The following is a 16,135-nucleotide window of genomic DNA, read 5'->3' on the forward strand; positions in this document are numbered from 1 at the left end:
CTTGGGCCAGGGTGCGCGGCGCTCAGTTCACCTGAGTCTTGCAGCCGAGCACGACCTCGACCTTGCCCTTCTGGTTCGTGACCAGATCGCAGGCGGCGGGGCAGAGCATGATCTGCGAGGGGCTCGCCGGGTTGTCGTAGTACCAGCCGATCTGGCCCAGGCAGCTCGCGGCGTCCGGGACCTGCTTGATCAGCGTGCCCTCGCCGCCACCGTCCGGCGTGAAGAGCACGTTGACCTTGCCCGGGTCCGCCTTGCCGCCCACCGGGATCAGGTACTGGCAGCCGACCGCGCCGCGGATCTTGTTGAGCGCGTCGAGGAACTCTTTCTCCGCGTTGCCGGAGCTGACGATGATGGCCTTGTCGGTGCCGCCGGCCGCTGCCACGGAGTTGAGCGCGGAGAGATCGCCCACGCCGATCACGAAGGTCTTGATGCTGGGCGTCTGGCCGGCGCCTTCCGCCGCGTGCTTCGCCATGTCCGAGACCGTGTTGGGAGTGCAGTTGGTCGGCTCGCCGTCGGTGGCCAGGATCACCACCACCACGCGATCGGTGTGCTGCTGCTGCCAGATGGTCGCGTGATCGATGGCGCCTTCCAGCGCCGGAGCGCTGGGAGTGGACGCGCCTTGCGGGCTCGCCGTGTCGAGGGCCGAGATGATCTTCGACGACACGCCCGGGAACGCCTCGATGCCCACCACGGGTGTCTGGTAGTCCGTCGCCACGCACGAGTCGTTGCCGGCGAGCGAGCCGGAGCACAGGTTGAAGCCCGGCACGCACGGCCCGTAAAAGCCGCACTGCTGGTCGCTGGTGCACGCACCCGGGATCGGCGTCTTGGCCGGCGTGGGGAAGAACGCCAGGCCCATGCCGAGCTTGTCGAGCCCGGGCAGCACCACGAACTTCTTCACCGCGGTGGTGACGGAGCTCCACTTGCCGCTGTCCTGCATCGAGCCGCTGCGGTCGAACATCATGTACATGTCCACCGGCACCAGCTCGCCGCCGAAGGTCTCCTTCGCGCAGCCGGTCAGCGCGCCGGTGCCACCGCCACCGTCCACGTTGATGCCGCCGCCGGAGCCGCCGACGTTGATGCCGCCGCTGCCGCCGACACCCGCGCCGTTGCCGGAGCCGCCGGAGCCTCCGCTCTCCGAGGCGCTGCTGCACGCAGCGCCCGAGAGGACCACGATGACCGACCCGAGCAAGACACCATAGCCTCGACGCATGCGACGCTCCTTCGCGCCGAGCGACCCGCGAATCCCTCGGCGCGAAGGAAATAGCACGGCCACGGGGCCGGGAGCCAGAACAGGCGGCTAGACGCGGCGCGCCACGGCGAGCCGCTCGAAGGGGCTGACCCGCCGCGCTTCCCGCGCCGGCCAGCGCTCGGCCCACTCGAGCGCCGAGTCGTCCTGCTCCACCTCGAAGCCCCGTGCCTCGAGCCGCCCAGCCAGCTCGGGCGCATCCTGCTGGCACTTGAGCGCCTCGCCGATCCACATGGCGCCGACCTCGCCCACGGTCCGGAGCCAGGGGCTGGCGTATTCCCGGGGCAGGTAGGTCACCGCGAGCCGACTGCCGCTGGCAGAGAGCCCCGCGACCGCGTCCAGCGTCGCCTCGATGGCCTCGAGGCTCAGGTACATCGTCACGCCCTCCCAGACCCAGACGCTGGGCGCCTTCGGATCGAAGTCGTGCTCACCGAGCACGTCGGGAATGGTCTGGCGCTCGAAGTCGATGGAGCAGAAGCGCACCTCGCGGGCGAGCGGGCGAAGCTCCCGGGTCCCCTCGCGCTTGAACGCTTGCGTGTCGGGGTGGTCGAGCTCGAACACGGTGACTTCCGCGAGGTCGGGCATGCGCCAGGCGCGGGCGTCGAGCCCCGCTCCGAGCAGCACCAGCTGGCGCGTGCCCTGCTTCACGGCGCCGGTCACCGCGTCGTCGATGGCCGCGGTCCGCAGCGGTACGCCATAGCTGAGGCCGCGGGTGGCCGCGCCGATCAGCCGGTGCGCGACGCGCGTGCCGAGCGGCAGCGCCGTGGCCGCCCGCACCATCGCGCCGAGCCCCGGGGGCAACAGACGCGCAGCAACTGCGTCGTCGAAGATCGCGAGCTCCGCGGGGGCCTCGCTGTAGAGCGCGCGCAGCGCCGCCACCCAGTCACTGGTCCGGCTGCGATTCCCGGGGCGCATGGCCCATACTTAGCGCGAACGCCCCGCGGGGGGGTGGCCGGCGGGTTTGAACCGCGTTAGACCGCCTGGGTCCCAGCGAAAGGGAGCAAAAGCCATGACCCATCACGTTTCCCCGGTTTACGTCGTCAGCGCGACGCGCACCCCGATTGGCTCCTACCTCGGCGCCCTGGCGTCGCTGCCGGCCCCGCGCCTCGGCGCGGTCGCCATCAAGGCTGCCATCGAGCGCGCCAAGATCGAGCCCGGGCGCGTTCAGGAGGTGTTCATGGGCAACGTGCTCGGCGCCGGTGTGGGTCAGGCCCCAGCGCGGCAGGCCGCCATCTTCGCCGGCGTGCCCGACAGCGTGCCGGCCACCACCGTGGGCAAGGTCTGCGGCTCCGGTTTGCAAGCGGTGATCTTCGGCACCAAGACCCTGATGCTCGGCGACGCGGACGTGGTCGTCGCGGGCGGTATGGAGTCGATGTCGAACGTGCCGTATTACCTGCGCGAAGCCCGCACCGGCTATCGCATGGGCGACGGCAAGCTCGTGGACGGCATGATCTTCGACGGGCTGTGGGATCCGTACGGCAACTTCCACATGGGTGAGGCCGGCGAGAAGTGCTCGAAGGAGTACGCTCTCAGCCGCGAGGCCCAGGACGAGTTCGCGAAGGAGAGCTACCGCCGCGCCCTCAGCGCCCAGAAGGAGGGGCTCTTCGACGCCGAGATCGTGCCCGTCGAGATCCCGCAGAAGAAGGGCGATCCGATCAGCGTCAAGCTCGACGAGGAGCCGGGCAAGGGCGACCCCAGCAAGTTCGACAAGCTGCGCCCCGCCTTCGCCAAGGACGGCACCATCACCGCCGCCAACGCCTCCAGCATCAACGACGGCGCCTCGGCGCTGATCCTGGCCAGCGAGAAGGCCGTGAAGGAGCAGAACCTGACCCCGCTCGCGCGCATCGTCGGCTACGGCGGCGCGGCGCAGGCTCCGGACTGGTTCACCACCGCGCCGTCGAAGGCCATCGACGCCACGCTGACCAAGCTGGGCATGAAGAAGGAGCAGATCGACCTCTGGGAGATCAACGAGGCCTTCTCCTGCGTGACCATGGCCTGCTCGAAGATCTCGGGCCTCGACCCGGCCAAGGTCAACGTGCGCGGCGGCGCCGTCGCCATGGGTCACCCCATCGGCGCGTCCGGCGCCCGCATCCTGACCACGCTGCTCTACGCGATGCGCGACCAGAAGGTGAAGCACGGCCTGGCCACCCTGTGCATCGGCGGCGGCGAAGCGGTGGCCGTGGTGGTCGAGCGCGTGTGATCCGCCCGCGTGACGTCGCCGACGGAGTCGCGGCCTTCCCGACTCGAACGCCCACGCTTCCGCCGGCGACGCACACGCAGAGTTACGCCCTGGGCACGCGGCAGCTGCTGCTGGTCGAGCCCGCCACTCCCTACGCCGACGAGCAGCGGGCCTGGCTCGACTGGGCGCGCGGCCTGCGGAGCGCGGGGCGCGAGCTCGTCGCCATCGTGCTCACGCACCACCACGTCGATCACGTCGGCGGCGCGGAGACGCTGTCCCGCGAGCTGGGCGTGCCGCTCTGGGCGCACGCGGAGACGGCCGCGCGCCTGCCGGAGCTGCCGATCGCGCGCCAGCTGAGCGAGGGCGACGTGCTCGCGCTCGACGGCCCCACGGCGCAGGCCTGGCAGGTCCTGCACACGCCCGGGCACGCCGCCGGTCACGTGTGCCTGTTCGAGCCGGCCCTGGGCTGCGTCGTGGTCGGCGACATGGTCGCGAGCGAGGGCACCATCCTGATCGAGCCGAACGACGGCGACATGGCGGAGTACCTGAAGCAGCTCGGACGGCTCGAAGCCCTGGGAGCGCAGACGGCCCTCCCGGCCCACGGCGACCCCATTCCGGAGCCGAGCCGGCTCTTCGCCCATTACGTGGCCCACCGGCTGGAACGCGAGCGCAAGGTGCTGAAGGCGGTCGAGGACGCCGGTCCAGCGGGGACCTCGGACGTCTTCCTGGTCCCGAGCGCCTATGCCGACACGCCGAAGGCCGCCTGGCCACTAGCCCTCTTGAGTGTGCGCGCGCACTTGGTCAAGCTGAGGCGCGACGGCCGGATCCGAACCGACGGCGAGAAGTACTGGACGACGTGACGAACCCCGACGACTTCGAGCGCGCCTTCGTGGCCGTGAGCTACTTCCTGGACCAACGCGGCGATGCGCTCACGGCGCCGCTCGGCGGCGGCGGCGAGGCCGCGCGGCGGCTGGCGCTCGCGCTCGGTCACCCGGAGCGCAACGCCCGGGCCGTGGTGCTGGCCCGCGAGCTCGCGCGCGTCGCCCAGGCGCTGGAAGCGCGGAGGCTCGCGTGAGCGTCACGCGCGGACGCCTGTTGCGCGCAGAGAGCGTGCACGACGTGAAGCCCATCGCGCTGGCCACCACGGCTCCGGTGCCCTTCGGCCGGCGCGTGCCGCGCGCGATCGTGGACGCCGACGAGCGCGCGCGCCACCTGCTCGCCCAGGCCGAGGAACGCGGGCGGCTCCTGCTCGAGAGCGCCGCCCGCGCCGCCGGCGACGCTCGCCTGGCGGCAGAGGCGGAGGGGCGCGCGGACGGCATCGCCGCGGTGGCTGCCAAGGCGGTGGCGCTGGCCGCGCTCGAAGCGCGCGCGGACGAGCGCGGCCTCGAGCGCAGCGTCGAGCTCGCCCGTCTGCTCGCGGAGCGCCTGCTGGGCGAGGAGCTGCGCCAGGATCCCGCGCGCATCACCGCGCTGGCCCGGCGCGCGCTCGGCGAGGCCCGGGGCGCGCGCCGCGTGCGAGTCGTCGCCCACCCGGACGACGCCGCACGGCTCGAGGCCGAGCGCGAGACCCTCGGCGCGGCCCTCGACGTCCTCGAGATTGTGGCCGATCCGGCGCGCCCGCCCGGCGACCTGCGCCTCGAGACCGAGATCGGCGTGCTCGACGCCGCTCTCGCGCCGCAGCTCGATCGGCTGACCCAGAAGCTCCGCGAGTCGCTGAAGAAATGAGCTCGCCGAACGGAGACTGGCGCTTCCCGGCGCCGCCAGAAGGAAGCGCGCCGGTGTCCCAACCAGTGTCCGCGCGGATGGAGGAGCCCCCCGTGAGCGAGCCGGCGTCGGCGGACGCGCCGCGGCGCGTGCGCTGGCCGATCAACCTGCTCTTGTTCGCCGTCACGGTTTGGAGCGTGTTCGAGGTCGGACAAGCCTGGAACGGCAAGGCGGAGGTGCCCGGCTTCAAGGGCTGGCTCGGGGGCTGGCCGTTCGCGGTGCCGCTGCTCGGCATCCTCTTGTTCCACGAGTTCGGCCACTACATCGCCGCGCGTTTCCATCGCGTGCCGGCGTCGCTGCCGTACTTCATCCCGTTCCCCAAGCTGAGCCCGTTCGGCACCTTCGGCGCGGTGATCGTGATGCCGAAGCGCATTCGCTCCGCGAATGCCCTGCTCGACATCGGCGCGGCGGGGCCCTTGGCGGGGATGCTGGTCGCGATCCCGGTGATGCTGATCGGTCTAGCCTACTCTACGGTCGGTCCACGCAGCGAGAGCGGCTTCATCCAGGAGGGGCAGAGCATCCTGTACTGGCTGCTGAAGCGCATCGTGCACGGGCCCATTCCCGCCAATCAGGACGTGTTCCTGCATCCGACGGCGCTGGCAGCCTGGGCCGGCTTCCTGGTGACCTTCCTCAATCTCCTGCCGTTCGGCCAACTCGACGGCGGCCACGTGGCCTACGCGCTCTTGGGCGAGCGCCAGAACCGCCTGGCGCGCTTCGCCGTGTTCGTGCCGCTGGTGATGGTGCTCTACAACGCCTGGGTCCACGTCCGCCCCATCGTGCTCCGCGCGATGAAGGAGGGCTGGGGTCAACAGAACTGGATGCCCGTGAGCGCGGCCACGGTCTGGATCAGCATCTTCGTGCTGCTCTGGCTCTTGCGCGGGGTGTCGGGCGCGAACCATCCGCCCGTGGACGACCCGCAGCTGTCCCCGAAACGCCGCGTCGTCGCCATCTTCACGCTGGCGCTCTTCGTGCTCTTGTTCATGCCCACGCCGTGGGCGGTGTTCTGACTCGGCAGACAGCGAAGGTCGAGGCTAAGCCTTGCCGAAGCGCCGCTTGAGCGCCGCGACCACGTTGGGCGGGGCGTAGCGGGTGATGTCGCCGCCGTGGCTGGCGATCTCGCGCACCAGCGAGGCCGAGATGAAGCCGTAGTTGGTGCGGGTGGGCAGGAACACGGTGTCGATCTCCGGGCGCAGATCGGCGTTCGCGTGGGCGATCTGCAGCTCGTACTCGAAGTCCGTGGCGGCGCGCAGCCCGCGCACGATGACGCGGGCGCCCACGCGCTGCCCGTAGTCGATGAGCAAGCCCTGGAACGAGTCCACCTCGACGTTGCCGTAGGGCGAGACGATCTCGCGCAAGAGCGCCTGGCGCTCCTCCGCGCTGAGCAGCGGCGTCTTGGTCGGGTGGACGCCGACCGCCACGATCACCCGCGGGAAGAGCTTCGCGGCGCGCTCGACCAGATCGAGGTGACCGTAGGTCGGAGGGTCGAAGCTGCCCGCGTAGACGGCGAGCTGCGGCCCACCGTTCACGGCTTGCCTCCCGGCGCGGGCGCGGGCGCCTTGAGCGCGGGGGGCTGGTTGCCACCCGGCGCGGGCGCAGCCTTCGGCGCGGGCGCCGGCGCCGGCGCGGGCGCGGGTGCCGGCGCTGGCGCGGCCTTCGGCGCGGGCGCGGGTGCCGGCGCTGGCGCGGCCTTCGGCGCGGGCGCGGGCTTCTTCGGCGGAACCCACTTCTTCGCGCCCGGCTTGGCGGGAGGCGCTTCCTCTTCCTCGGCGCCTTCCTCGTCGGGCAGGTCCCCGACGTCCGGCAGGTTCGGCAGCTTGGGCGGCGCGATCAACGCCTCCGGCGGCAGATCCTCGAGCCACATGGTGCGGCCGCCGTCCACCAGCGTGACCCGGAAGGTGGCCAGGAGGCCCGAGCCGACCAGGCCGTCGAGATCCACGTCCAGGCCCTTCTCGAGCTCCGCCACCGGCGCGCCCAGCACACCCGGGACCTGCGGCACGGTGAACGCCCCGAGCCGGAGCTGCGGCAAGATGCCCGCGCGAAGCCCGCCCGCGTTGGGGATCGAGCGCAACGAGGAGGTCGCCACGCCGGCCTTCTTCCAGCCCCCCTCGTCGAGCGCGAGGGGGAAGGTCATCGACGTGTCGATCAGCAGCGCTGCTCCGGGCGACGTGGCGTCCGAGCCGAAGGCCCCGCGCATCATCATGCCGCCGCCCCGCACGTAGCTGACCCGTACCGTGGTCGCTTGCGGCGGAGGCGGTGGGTCGAAGCTGCGCACGACGAACTGGCTGCCCGCGAAATCCACCGTGGGGTGCAGGTGGCGCAGCAGGTTCACGCCGATCAGCACCTTGATGGGCGCGTTCAACTGACGAGAGATCCCCGACAGGTCTTTGGAGAGCGCGGGGACGTCCCTCACCTCGATGCGCTCGCCGAAGCGCAGGGAGATCCACTTCGGATCGCCCCCGGGGCCGCCGCTGTCCACGACCGCCTCCGCGGTGCCGGTGGCGATGAGCCCGAGGGCGGGCTCGCCGTTGACCTCGACCGGAACCACCAGCGACGTGGACGCCACCTGCGGCATCTCCATCACCGCTACCAAGCCGCCGCTCATCCGGAACGGTTTGCGACCCGTGCCCCGGCGCGCGAGCTTCGCCACCTCGGTGGCCCAGAGGTCGCGCACCTCGGGATCGGCGACCAGCTTCTCGAGCTCGTCCGCCGCCTTGTCCACCTGCCCGGAGTACCAGTACGCGCGCCCCCGGATGGCGCCCGCGTCGGAGCTCTCGACACCAGCCAGCAGCTGCGTGGTGCGATCGTACTCGAGCCGAGCCAGAGAGATCCGCGCGGCCAGCACGCGCACGCTGGGCTCGTCCGGCAGCACGCGCAGCGCGTTGCCGACCGCGACCTCGGCGTCATCCACGTCCCCGACGCGGTAGCTGGCTTGGGCCCGGTCGAACCATTTCTTGGCCGACTCCGGCCACACCGGCTCGCTGCTCGTCACGGCGGGGCCGCACGCGACGGCGGAGAGGGCGAGCGCGATGGCGCTCGGGATCAGGACTCGTTTCACGGCTACCTCGGCGATGGCCCCCGGGGGCCTTGGCCGCGACGAGATAGCCCATCACCGGGCGTGGGTCGAGGCTCGACCGTCATGCTAAGCTCCACGCCGTGAGCTCCACAGGCAGCGGCCCAAGGCTACGACCCGGCACACGCCGCGACGTGCTGTCGCTGCCGGTACTGCTGCTCAATCGCTACTTTTCGCCGGTCAGCGTGACGCCGGCCCGGCGCGCCGTGGTGCTGCTCTTCGGCGGCTCGGCCCTGGCCCTGGACGACGACGGCGCGATGCACGATTTCACCCGCTGGCGCGCGCTCCCGGTGCGTTCCAGCGACGACGGCATCCCGATGGTCGGCGGGCAGCTCCGGGTTCCCCGAGTCCTTCACCTCACGCGCTACGACCGCGCGCCTCGGGTGATCGTGCGCCTGACCCGGCGCAACCTGATGCTCCGAGACGACCACCAGTGCCAGTACTGCGGGCGTCGCCCGCATGTGCGCGACCTGAACCTGGATCACGTGCTGCCCCGCTCGCGCGGGGGCGGGGACAGCTGGGAGAACCTGGTCGTGTCCTGCCGGCTCTGCAACCTGAAGAAGGGGCGCCGGACGCCCGAGGAGGCCGGGATGACGCTGCTCCGGCGCCCGCAGAAGCCGCGCTGGACCACACCCGCCCAGATCCTGATGGCCGAGCGCGAGCCCTTCAGCGAGTGGCAACCGTACCTGGCGACGGGCTGAGCGGCGGGGCTGGGCCGTCGGCCAGCGAGCGCCTATGATGCGCGCATGCTGTCCTGCACCAAGCTGAACGTCGCTGCCTCGCTCACGCTCGTGACCCTGATCTCGTTCGCGGGCTGCGCCGGTCAGAAGCCCGACGCCGCTGCGCCCTCCGCCGGGGCCGCCGGCGCCGGAGCGACCGAGCCCAAGAGCGACGAGCCCCGCGCGGGTGGCGAGGAGAAGAAGCCCGCCGAGCCGGCCGAGGGCGACGAGCCCGCGGCGGGCGACAAGGAGACGCGCACCACGGAGGTGATTCAGGCGCTGGTCCAGGAGAACCGCAAGCCGGTGCGCGAGTGCTACGAGAAGGCCAGGAAGCAGATCCCCGATCTGAAGGGCACGATGGTGATCCACTTCGTGCTCGATCCCGAGGGCAAGGTCAAAGAGGCCGTGCTCAACGTCGAGAAGAGCGAGGTCAAGTCGCCGGACATCGTCAACTGTGCCGTCGCCGTGATCAAGAAGATCAAGTTCCCACCCTCGTCGCGCGGGATGGAAACCACCATCAACTACCCGTACACCTTCAATCCCTGAGCAGAACGACCGCCGGCCGATGACCGACCCGCCCGCCAAGCGGAGCTACATGCCGTCCGTCGCTCCGGGCGGCGATCCGTACAGCGAGCTCCTGGCGCGCACGCGCGGCATGCGTCGCACGCAACGCGTGCAGCGCGACGCCTGGTTCAACGGGCTGCCGATCGAGAGCAAGGACGACGTCCTGTTCGAGCTGGAGGTTCTGCTCAAGGCCAGCGCCTGCTTCGTCAACCCGCGCAATCACCCGGGCAATCCCCGCCGCGCCCCGGTCGTCGCGCAGGACTTCCGCGAGGCGACCGTGCTCTTCCGCGACGGCATGCAGCACGCGCTCGGCCTGGTCCGGCATCTGCTCGGCAGCCGCGACCGCGCGCTGGTGTTCCACCGCTACCTGGAGACGGTGCTGCCGGAGGATCGGCTGCGCACGCAGCTGGCCGGTGAGGGCGCCGACCACGGCACGCCGGAGGAGAGCTTGGTCGCGCTGCGCCACGCGCTCTCGCGCTGGGTCGAGGTGCTGGAGGGCATCCTGCGCGGACCGCGGGTGCCTTACCGGCTCTACTACGCGGTGCTCTCGACCATCCAGCGCGAGGTGGGCTCGAACGCCTTCTTCAACCCGCTCTCCGCCCTGGAGTTCCGGCCGGAGTTCGACCGCATCAAGTCGCCCCACGTGCTCGACCTGATCCGCGCCGTGCCCGGCGACGAAGCGCACCGCCTGGTGGCGCTGACGTTCCTCTCGCTGTTCCGCCTGCTGCGCTACTTGCGCCTCTTGAGCCGCATCGCCAACGAGCCGGGCGGCCGCCGCCGGCGCATAGCGGGCCGCGCTTACCTGGTGCTGAGCGTGCTGCGCTCCGACGCCCGAGCTCTGGGCGATCACCTGCGCCGTCGAGCCGGCGGCCTGCTGGCCCAGAGCTTCGAGCGCGACCTCTTGCGGGTGAACGTGCGCGATCTCGCGACGCGTCGCGACGAGCTGCGCGCCAACGGCCACCGGCTGATCGGCATCAAATCCGCGCTGGAAGGCGTGGCCGGAAGCCTGCGCCTGGAAGCCCGCCGTGCCTTCCACCACGAGCTCCCGCCCGTCGGGCAGAACGTCGGCGAGGCGGAGCTCCGAGCCGCGCTCCACCGGGCCGCCAACGACATGCGACCGGCGCTCCGGAACGCCATCCTGTTCCTGGGCAAGGCCCTGGGCACCAGCCTGGACGAGACCGGCGTGTTCGACGACCACGCAGCGCGGCGCGAGACCAGCGATCGGCTGCGCCGCGACGTATGGATGTTCGCGCAGATCGTCCGCGCGTTCGCCGCCAAGGCCGAGCACACGCCGACCGACGATCGCTGGGCGTTCGTCCACAACTTCCAGTACGTGCGCGAGTTCCTCTCGTACTTCCGCACCATGGGCTACCCGCTTCTGCGCAGCGCCGACTACCCGCGCTTCGACTCGTTCATGCGCGCCATGGAGCGGCTCGAGGACACGGATCTGGTCGACCCCGCTCGGTTGGAGGCGGCCATCGACGAGTGCGTCGCCTTCCACAGCTTCTTGCTCCAGCTGTTCGACGACATCTCCAAGCGAGACGTGCTGGCGGGCGTGCCGTTCGATCGCCGAGCGGCCGCGGGGGCGCTGAAGCTCTACATCAGCGATTGAGACAAAACAGCTAGCGGGTAGACCGACCGGTAGTCTCCTACCGACCTGTCCACCCGCTAGCTGCTGCCGACGCGGCGCCCCCGAGCGCGCGATCGAGATCGCGGAACGGAGTCGCCTCCCGGCGGAAGGGTGCCACCACGCCGTCGTGGGGCATCGCCCTCCCTCTATTCGCGCGCCAGAGCCCCTTCTTGCGGTCGCCCCGGGCCACCCCTCTCGAGGCGGCCCCAGGGCTGGGCAGGCATCTGCCGCGCTACCGACGTGCCAATCAGGCCTTCTTGGCGGCCTTCTTGCGGCGCGCCTTGCGCTTCGCCGGCGCCTTGGCAGCAGCCTTCTTCGCCTTGCGCTTCGTGCGGCGCTTCGCGACCTTCGGTGCCTTCTTGGCGGCGGGCTTACGAGCGGACTTGGTACGGGTCTTCTTTGCGGCCATTTTCGATGCCTCCTACGAGCGTGGGGATAAAGGCAATGAAGCTCATCCCGAGGTATGTTGCACGACGTATATTGCCACCTATTGTGATGTGTCAACGAAAAAAGTTCAGCTTGCATTTCGCGGAACCCGGAAGCCTCCGCTGAAACGCATGCAAGAGCTGCAGACCGATCACCCTTTCAGTGCCCTTCAAGCGCCCTTCAAGCTCAGCGCAAACCCCGCGAAACTCTGACGAAAATCACGGCTTGACGCGCGTGCCGCGGGCACGCTACGGCTGTCCCCTTCCGGGCGCCGAGCCCCACCCTCAAGACCACGACCATGCGCATCCGAACCCTGTCAGTTTTTCTCGCCGCAACCCTCCCCGCGCTGCTCGTCGGCTGCGGCTACTCGCAAGAAGAGTGGGACCAGAAGGTCCGCGAGAACGAGAGCCTCCGCAACCAGCTGGCCGCGCAGCGCCAGGCGCACAAGAAGTGCGAGACCGACTACGCCGACTCCCTGCACGAGATCGAGGATCTCAAGAAGAAGCTCAAAGAGCGCGGCATCAACATCGACAACCTGAGCGCGAAGCTCGACGAGGAGCGCAAGGCCCTCGAGGAGTACCGCCGCCGCGCCGAGCAACTGGACCAGATCCGCAAGCGCTTCGACCTCCTGCGCAGCAAGCTCCAGAAGCTGACGCAGCTCGGGCTCAAGGTCGCGGTGCGGGACAACCGCATGGTCATTCAGCTCCCCGGCGACGTGCTCTTCGACTCCGGCAAGGACAAGCTGAAGAAGGACGGCGAGGACATCCTGAGGCAGGTCGCCGACGTCGTGAAGAACGACTCGGACCTGAAGAACCGCGAGTTCCAGGTCGCCGGCCACACCGACGCCAAGCCGCTCAAGGGCGGCGAGTTCAAGGACAACTGGGGCCTTTCGGCCATGCGCGCCCGCTCGGTGCTCATCTACCTGACCGGTGACGGCGGGCTCGACCCCAAGAACTGGAGCGCCGCCGGCTACGCCGACACGGATCCGGTGGCCGGCAACGACAGCGACGAAGGCCGCGGCAAGAACCGGCGCGTCGAGCTGGTGGTGCTGCCGAACGTCGAAGAGATGCTCAACCTGAACAGCCTGGCCCAATGAGCTAGGCCGAAATGCCCCGCGCCGCGGCGATCGACATCGGCACCAACACGGTGCTCCTGACGATCGCCGAGCGGCGAGCCGGGGCGATCGTCGCGTCCTGCGAGCGCGCGACCATCACCCGCCTCGGCGCCGGCGTCGATCGCACGCGCGCCATCTCCGACGAGGCGCGCGCCCGCACCGTCGCCTGCCTGGAGGAATACGCGGAGCTGATCGCTGCGCACGGCGTCGACTCCGTCGACGCCGTCGGCACGAGCGCGCTGCGCGACGTCGGCTCCGGCAGCGCTTTCCTCGACGACGCGGAGCGAGTGCTGGGTGTGCGACCGCGCGTCGTCACGGGCAGCGAGGAGGCGGAGCTGACCTTCGAGGGCTCGCTAAGCGGCCTCTCGCTCGAGGGCGACGTGCTGGTCTTCGACGTGGGCGGCGGCAGCACGGAGCTCGTGCTCGGCAACGCGGGCGCGGGTCGCGCGATCGCGAGCAGCGCGAGCCTCGACATCGGCAGCGTGCGCTTGTTCGAGCGCCACGTCGCCAGCGATCCGCCGACCTTCGACGAGCTGGAGCGGGCTCGCGCTGCGGTGCGTGAAGCGCTGGCTTCGTGCAGAAAGCCCGCACCGGGCTGCCAGCTCGTGGGCGTGGCAGGAACCGTGACGACGCTCGCGTGCCTGCGTTACGGAACCAGCGTGGCGCGCGCCGGAGAGGTACACGGCACCCGGCTCGCGTCGCACGACGTCGAGCGCTTGGCGAGAGAGCTCGCGAGCCTGTCGCTCGCCGCGCGCCTCGGCCTCGGCGGGCTCGATCCCGGACGCGCCGACGTCATCCCCGTCGGGGCCGCGCTGGTGAGCGAGATCTGCCGCTGGGCGGGCGCGAGCGAGCTGCTGGTGTCGGACCGCGGCGTGCGCTGGGGCTTGCTCGAGCGCCGCTTGGCCGGCTGAGGGATTTGCCTCGGGATCCAGCCGACTTGCGCGGACGCCCTACTCGGCCCAAGCTTCCTCACGCGCGCGGAGTCACAAATCGGCAGCAATTGATTGACAGAATAGTCCGAGCTGACTAGAGTGCCGCGCCTGGCGACCCCTAACCTCCGGTTGCCGTCAGTCGCCCGTAAGCATTGGAATGAATCACTTATCCGAACTGTTCGTTAGAGACCTCTGAGTGGGGTCGCGAAGCACGAACAGGCTCGGGTGACAGGCATACGAATCTGTTCAGCGTCGGGGCGCAGCGCACCACGTGCGCCCGGCTGGCTCGTCGGAGCCAGCGGTCTTTTCTGCCAAGGAGTACACATGCCCGCAAGTCCGGAAGTTGAGTTCAAGGTCGGCGACAAGGCGGTTTACCCCGCTCAAGGTGTCGCGGAAGTGATCAGCATCGACGAGAAGGACATCGCCGGCTCGCGGCAGCGTTTCTACGTGCTGCGCATCCTCGACACCGACCGCAAGATCATGGTCCCGGTGAGCAATGCGAACGCAGTGGGGCTGCGCCAGGTCATCAGCGAGCAGGAGATCCGTGAGATCTTCGACATCCTGAAGGAGCGCACCATCGGCTTCGACACGCAGACCTGGAACCGTCGCTACCGCGGCTTCATGGACAAGATCAAGACCGGCTCGATCTACGACGTGGCCGAGGTGCTGCGCGATCTGTACCGGCTGAAGGCGAACAAGCAACTCTCCTTCGGCGAGCGCCGCATGCTGGACACCGCGCGCACGCTGATCGTCAAGGAGATCGCCATCGCGCGCGCTCAGACCGAAGAGCAGGTCAAGAACGAGATCGAAGCGATCTTCTTCTCGAACTGAGCACCGCGAACCGCCACGGGACGCGCCGTCGGAAGACCGCGCGTCCCGAGGCGTTTTGTGCCGTCAGATCCCGGCGTCCTCGCGCTGCTGGATCGGCGGCACGGGCGGCATCTCGACCACCACTCGCCAGCCGCCGTCTTCGCGCACGCACTTCATTCGTTCGCGCTGCGTGTCCGGCGCCTCACCGGTGACGGTGACCACGGCCCAGTCGCCCTGGATTTCCGCCGTGTAGCGCCGCGGAGAGAAGCGCAGCGAGAAGCGCGACGGCGCCAGCATCTCCTCGGGCGCCACCTTGCGCCCGGAGAGCGCGCTGGCGCGCTTGGCGCGCTCCGCCAGGTTCTGCTTGCCCTCCGACCAGATCAGGTCGTAGGCGCCGCGGGCGCTGGTCGGGTTGCCGTGTACGCGCTGCATGCGTTCCACGAACTCCTGCACCACGCGCTCCGGGCGCGAGTCCGCCGACTCGCGCTCGCACGCCACCACGAGCACGGCGAGGGCGACGCCCCAGCGGCTCACGGCTTCGGCGCCCGCACGTTCATACCCATCGCTTCTCTCACGTCGGCCATGGTCTCGCGCGCGATCCCGCGCGCGCGCTCGGCGCCGGCCTCGAGCACGTCGAGCACGCGCTTCGGCGACCCGCGCAACTCGGCGGCGCGGGCCTGAATCGGCGCGAGCTCCGCGTTCATGCTCTCGGTCAGCCGCTTCTTGCACTCGCCGCAGCCCAGGGCTCCCGAGCGGCAGTCCGTGTCGATGCGCTTCACCTCGGCGGCCGCCGTGAGCGCGGTGTGCATGGTGAAGACGTTGCACACCTCCGGCCGACCCGGATCCCCCAGCTGCAGCTTCTGCTCGTCGGTGAAGGCGCGCTTGAGCTTCTTCTCCACGGTCTTCGCGTCGTCGAACAGGTCGATGGAGTTGCCGAGCGACTTGCTCATCTTGCGCTTGCCGTCGAGGCCCATGATGCGCGGCGTCTGGGTGAGCTTGGGCTTCGGCTCCGGGAAGACGTCGCCGAAGCGGGCGTTGAATTTCCGGCAAATCTCCCGGGAGAGCTCCAGGTGCTGCACCTGATCGTTGCCGACGGGCACGACCGTGGCGCGGTAGAGCAGGATGTCCGCCGCCATCAGCACCGGATAGGTGAAGAGGCCGGCGTTGACGTTCTGCTTGTACTGATCGCTCTTCTCCTTGAACTGCGTCATGCGGTGCAGGTCGCCCATCGGCGTGACCGTGGACAGGTACCAGGCGAGCTCCATGTGCTGCGGCACGTCGCTCTGCGCGAACACCGTGCAGTGCGCGGGATCGAGCCCGGCGGCCAGGTACGAGAGCGCAGTGCCGAAGATGCGCGTCGGCATCTCCTTCGGGTCGTACTCCGCCGTTGCGGCATGTGCGTCCACGACGCAGAAGAGCGCGTCGTAGGTACCTTCCTGACTGAGCGCCACCCAGTTCTTCAGCGCGCCCAGGTAGTTGCCGATGTGCAGCTCGCCGCTGCCGGTCGGCTGCATGCCCGAGAAGATGCGGGGCGTGGAGGTCATGATGGGAGGGCCGTCAGGTAGCCTCCCGCGCCGAGCGGGGCAAGTCGGAAGCGCGCTGAACTTGGCCGTCACCAGGCGCGCCTCGCTACGATTTCACTCGAGAATGAGCGGTCCAAGGCAGACGATTCGGCTGGAGT

17 protein-coding genes and 1 pseudogene are annotated in these 16,135 nt (G+C 70.0%); 11 read left to right on the forward strand and 7 right to left on the reverse strand.

Going from position 1 to position 16,135, the window contains the following annotated elements; all coding sequences use genetic code 11:
* Nucleotides 1-22: 22 nt before the first annotated feature.
* Together HS104_02930 and HS104_02935 are read right to left on the reverse strand one after the other, a co-directional pair.
* Nucleotides 23-1,210, reverse strand: coding sequence for a hypothetical protein (locus HS104_02930; GenBank protein MBE7478933.1), 1,188 nt, complete (start codon nucleotides 1,208-1,210; stop codon nucleotides 23-25).
* Between the two features lie 87 nt (nucleotides 1,211-1,297).
* A complete protein-coding gene (locus HS104_02935; GenBank protein ID MBE7478934.1) occupies nucleotides 1,298-2,161 on the reverse strand; it encodes an SAM-dependent methyltransferase in 864 nt (287 codons plus the stop codon).
* A 94-nt stretch (nucleotides 2,162-2,255) separates the two neighbouring features.
* On the opposite strand from HS104_02935, the gene HS104_02940 reads away from it, so the two are divergent.
* The 5 genes from HS104_02940 (at nucleotide 2,256) to HS104_02960 (ending at nucleotide 6,196) form a co-directional block, all read left to right on the forward strand.
* Entirely contained in the window at nucleotides 2,256-3,446 is a 1,191-nt protein-coding gene (locus tag HS104_02940; protein ID MBE7478935.1) for an acetyl-CoA C-acyltransferase, read from the forward strand.
* Nucleotides 3,443-4,285, forward strand: a complete 843-nt coding sequence (locus HS104_02945; GenBank protein MBE7478936.1) for an MBL fold metallo-hydrolase — start codon at nucleotides 3,443-3,445, stop codon at nucleotides 4,283-4,285. The genes HS104_02940 and HS104_02945 overlap by 4 nt, the downstream gene beginning before the upstream one ends.
* Nucleotides 4,282-4,500, forward strand: a complete 219-nt coding sequence (locus HS104_02950; protein ID MBE7478937.1) for a hypothetical protein — start codon at nucleotides 4,282-4,284, stop codon at nucleotides 4,498-4,500. The genes HS104_02945 and HS104_02950 overlap by 4 nt, the downstream gene beginning before the upstream one ends.
* Nucleotides 4,497-5,150, forward strand: a complete 654-nt coding sequence (locus HS104_02955) for a hypothetical protein (protein MBE7478938.1) — start codon at nucleotides 4,497-4,499, stop codon at nucleotides 5,148-5,150. The genes HS104_02950 and HS104_02955 overlap by 4 nt, the downstream gene beginning before the upstream one ends.
* 92 nt (nucleotides 5,151-5,242) lie before the next feature.
* The gene (locus tag HS104_02960) at nucleotides 5,243-6,196 is read left to right on the forward strand and encodes a site-2 protease family protein (protein MBE7478939.1); all 954 of its coding nucleotides are present in this window, start codon (nucleotides 5,243-5,245) and stop codon (nucleotides 6,194-6,196) included.
* 24 nt (nucleotides 6,197-6,220) lie between these two features.
* Here HS104_02960 and coaD read toward each other — a convergent pair whose 3' ends face one another.
* Together coaD and HS104_02970 are read right to left on the reverse strand one after the other, a co-directional pair.
* Nucleotides 6,221-6,715, reverse strand: a complete 495-nt coding sequence (coaD, locus tag HS104_02965) for a pantetheine-phosphate adenylyltransferase (protein MBE7478940.1) — start codon at nucleotides 6,713-6,715, stop codon at nucleotides 6,221-6,223.
* A pseudogene (locus HS104_02970) lies at nucleotides 6,712-6,894 on the reverse strand (hypothetical protein). Before HS104_02970 ends, coaD begins: the two are co-directional and overlap by 4 nt.
* A 1,520-nt stretch (nucleotides 6,895-8,414) precedes the next feature.
* Here HS104_02970 and HS104_02975 point away from each other — a divergent pair.
* From HS104_02975 to HS104_02985, 3 genes are read left to right on the forward strand one after another with little or no spacing between them, the layout of a single operon-like run.
* A complete protein-coding gene (locus HS104_02975; GenBank protein MBE7478941.1) occupies nucleotides 8,415-8,960 on the forward strand; it encodes an HNH endonuclease in 546 nt (181 codons plus the stop codon).
* Nucleotides 8,961-9,005: 45 nt separating this feature from the next.
* Nucleotides 9,006-9,524 carry an AgmX/PglI C-terminal domain-containing protein gene (locus tag HS104_02980; GenBank protein MBE7478942.1) on the forward strand — a complete coding sequence of 173 codons (519 nt, stop codon included), beginning with the start codon at nucleotides 9,006-9,008 and terminating at the stop codon, nucleotides 9,522-9,524.
* Nucleotides 9,525-9,573: 49 nt separating this feature from the next.
* Nucleotides 9,574-11,154: a hypothetical protein gene (locus tag HS104_02985; protein ID MBE7478943.1), complete on the forward strand. Its 1,581-nt coding sequence runs from the start codon at nucleotides 9,574-9,576 to the stop codon at nucleotides 11,152-11,154.
* A 265-nt stretch (nucleotides 11,155-11,419) separates the two neighbouring features.
* On the opposite strand, the gene HS104_02990 is transcribed toward HS104_02985, so the two are convergent.
* Nucleotides 11,420-11,581 carry a hypothetical protein gene (locus tag HS104_02990; protein ID MBE7478944.1) on the reverse strand — a complete coding sequence of 54 codons (162 nt, stop codon included), beginning with the start codon at nucleotides 11,579-11,581 and terminating at the stop codon, nucleotides 11,420-11,422.
* Nucleotides 11,582-11,896: 315 nt separating this feature from the next.
* Here HS104_02990 and HS104_02995 point away from each other — a divergent pair, with 315 nt between their 5' ends.
* The 3 genes from HS104_02995 (at nucleotide 11,897) to HS104_03005 (ending at nucleotide 14,475) form a co-directional block, all read left to right on the forward strand.
* Nucleotides 11,897-12,694: an OmpA family protein gene (locus HS104_02995; GenBank protein MBE7478945.1), complete on the forward strand. Its 798-nt coding sequence runs from the start codon at nucleotides 11,897-11,899 to the stop codon at nucleotides 12,692-12,694.
* A gap of 11 nt (nucleotides 12,695-12,705) precedes the next feature.
* On the forward strand, nucleotides 12,706-13,623 hold the full coding sequence (locus tag HS104_03000) for a Ppx/GppA family phosphatase (protein MBE7478946.1): 918 nt from the start codon (nucleotides 12,706-12,708) through the stop codon (nucleotides 13,621-13,623).
* A gap of 345 nt (nucleotides 13,624-13,968) precedes the next feature.
* The gene (locus HS104_03005) at nucleotides 13,969-14,475 is read left to right on the forward strand and encodes a CarD family transcriptional regulator (protein MBE7478947.1); all 507 of its coding nucleotides are present in this window, start codon (nucleotides 13,969-13,971) and stop codon (nucleotides 14,473-14,475) included.
* A gap of 63 nt (nucleotides 14,476-14,538) precedes the next feature.
* On the opposite strand, the gene HS104_03010 is transcribed toward HS104_03005, so the two are convergent.
* On the reverse strand, nucleotides 14,539-14,988 hold the full coding sequence (locus HS104_03010; protein ID MBE7478948.1) for a hypothetical protein: 450 nt from the start codon (nucleotides 14,986-14,988) through the stop codon (nucleotides 14,539-14,541).
* Entirely contained in the window at nucleotides 14,985-15,998 is a 1,014-nt protein-coding gene (gene trpS, locus HS104_03015; protein MBE7478949.1) for a tryptophan--tRNA ligase, read from the reverse strand. The genes HS104_03010 and trpS overlap by 4 nt, the downstream gene beginning before the upstream one ends.
* Nucleotides 15,999-16,135: the final 137 nt, after the last annotated feature.

Source organism: Polyangiaceae bacterium (assembly GCA_015075635.1).
Lineage (GTDB): Bacteria > Myxococcota_A > Polyangia > Polyangiales > Polyangiaceae > JADJKB01.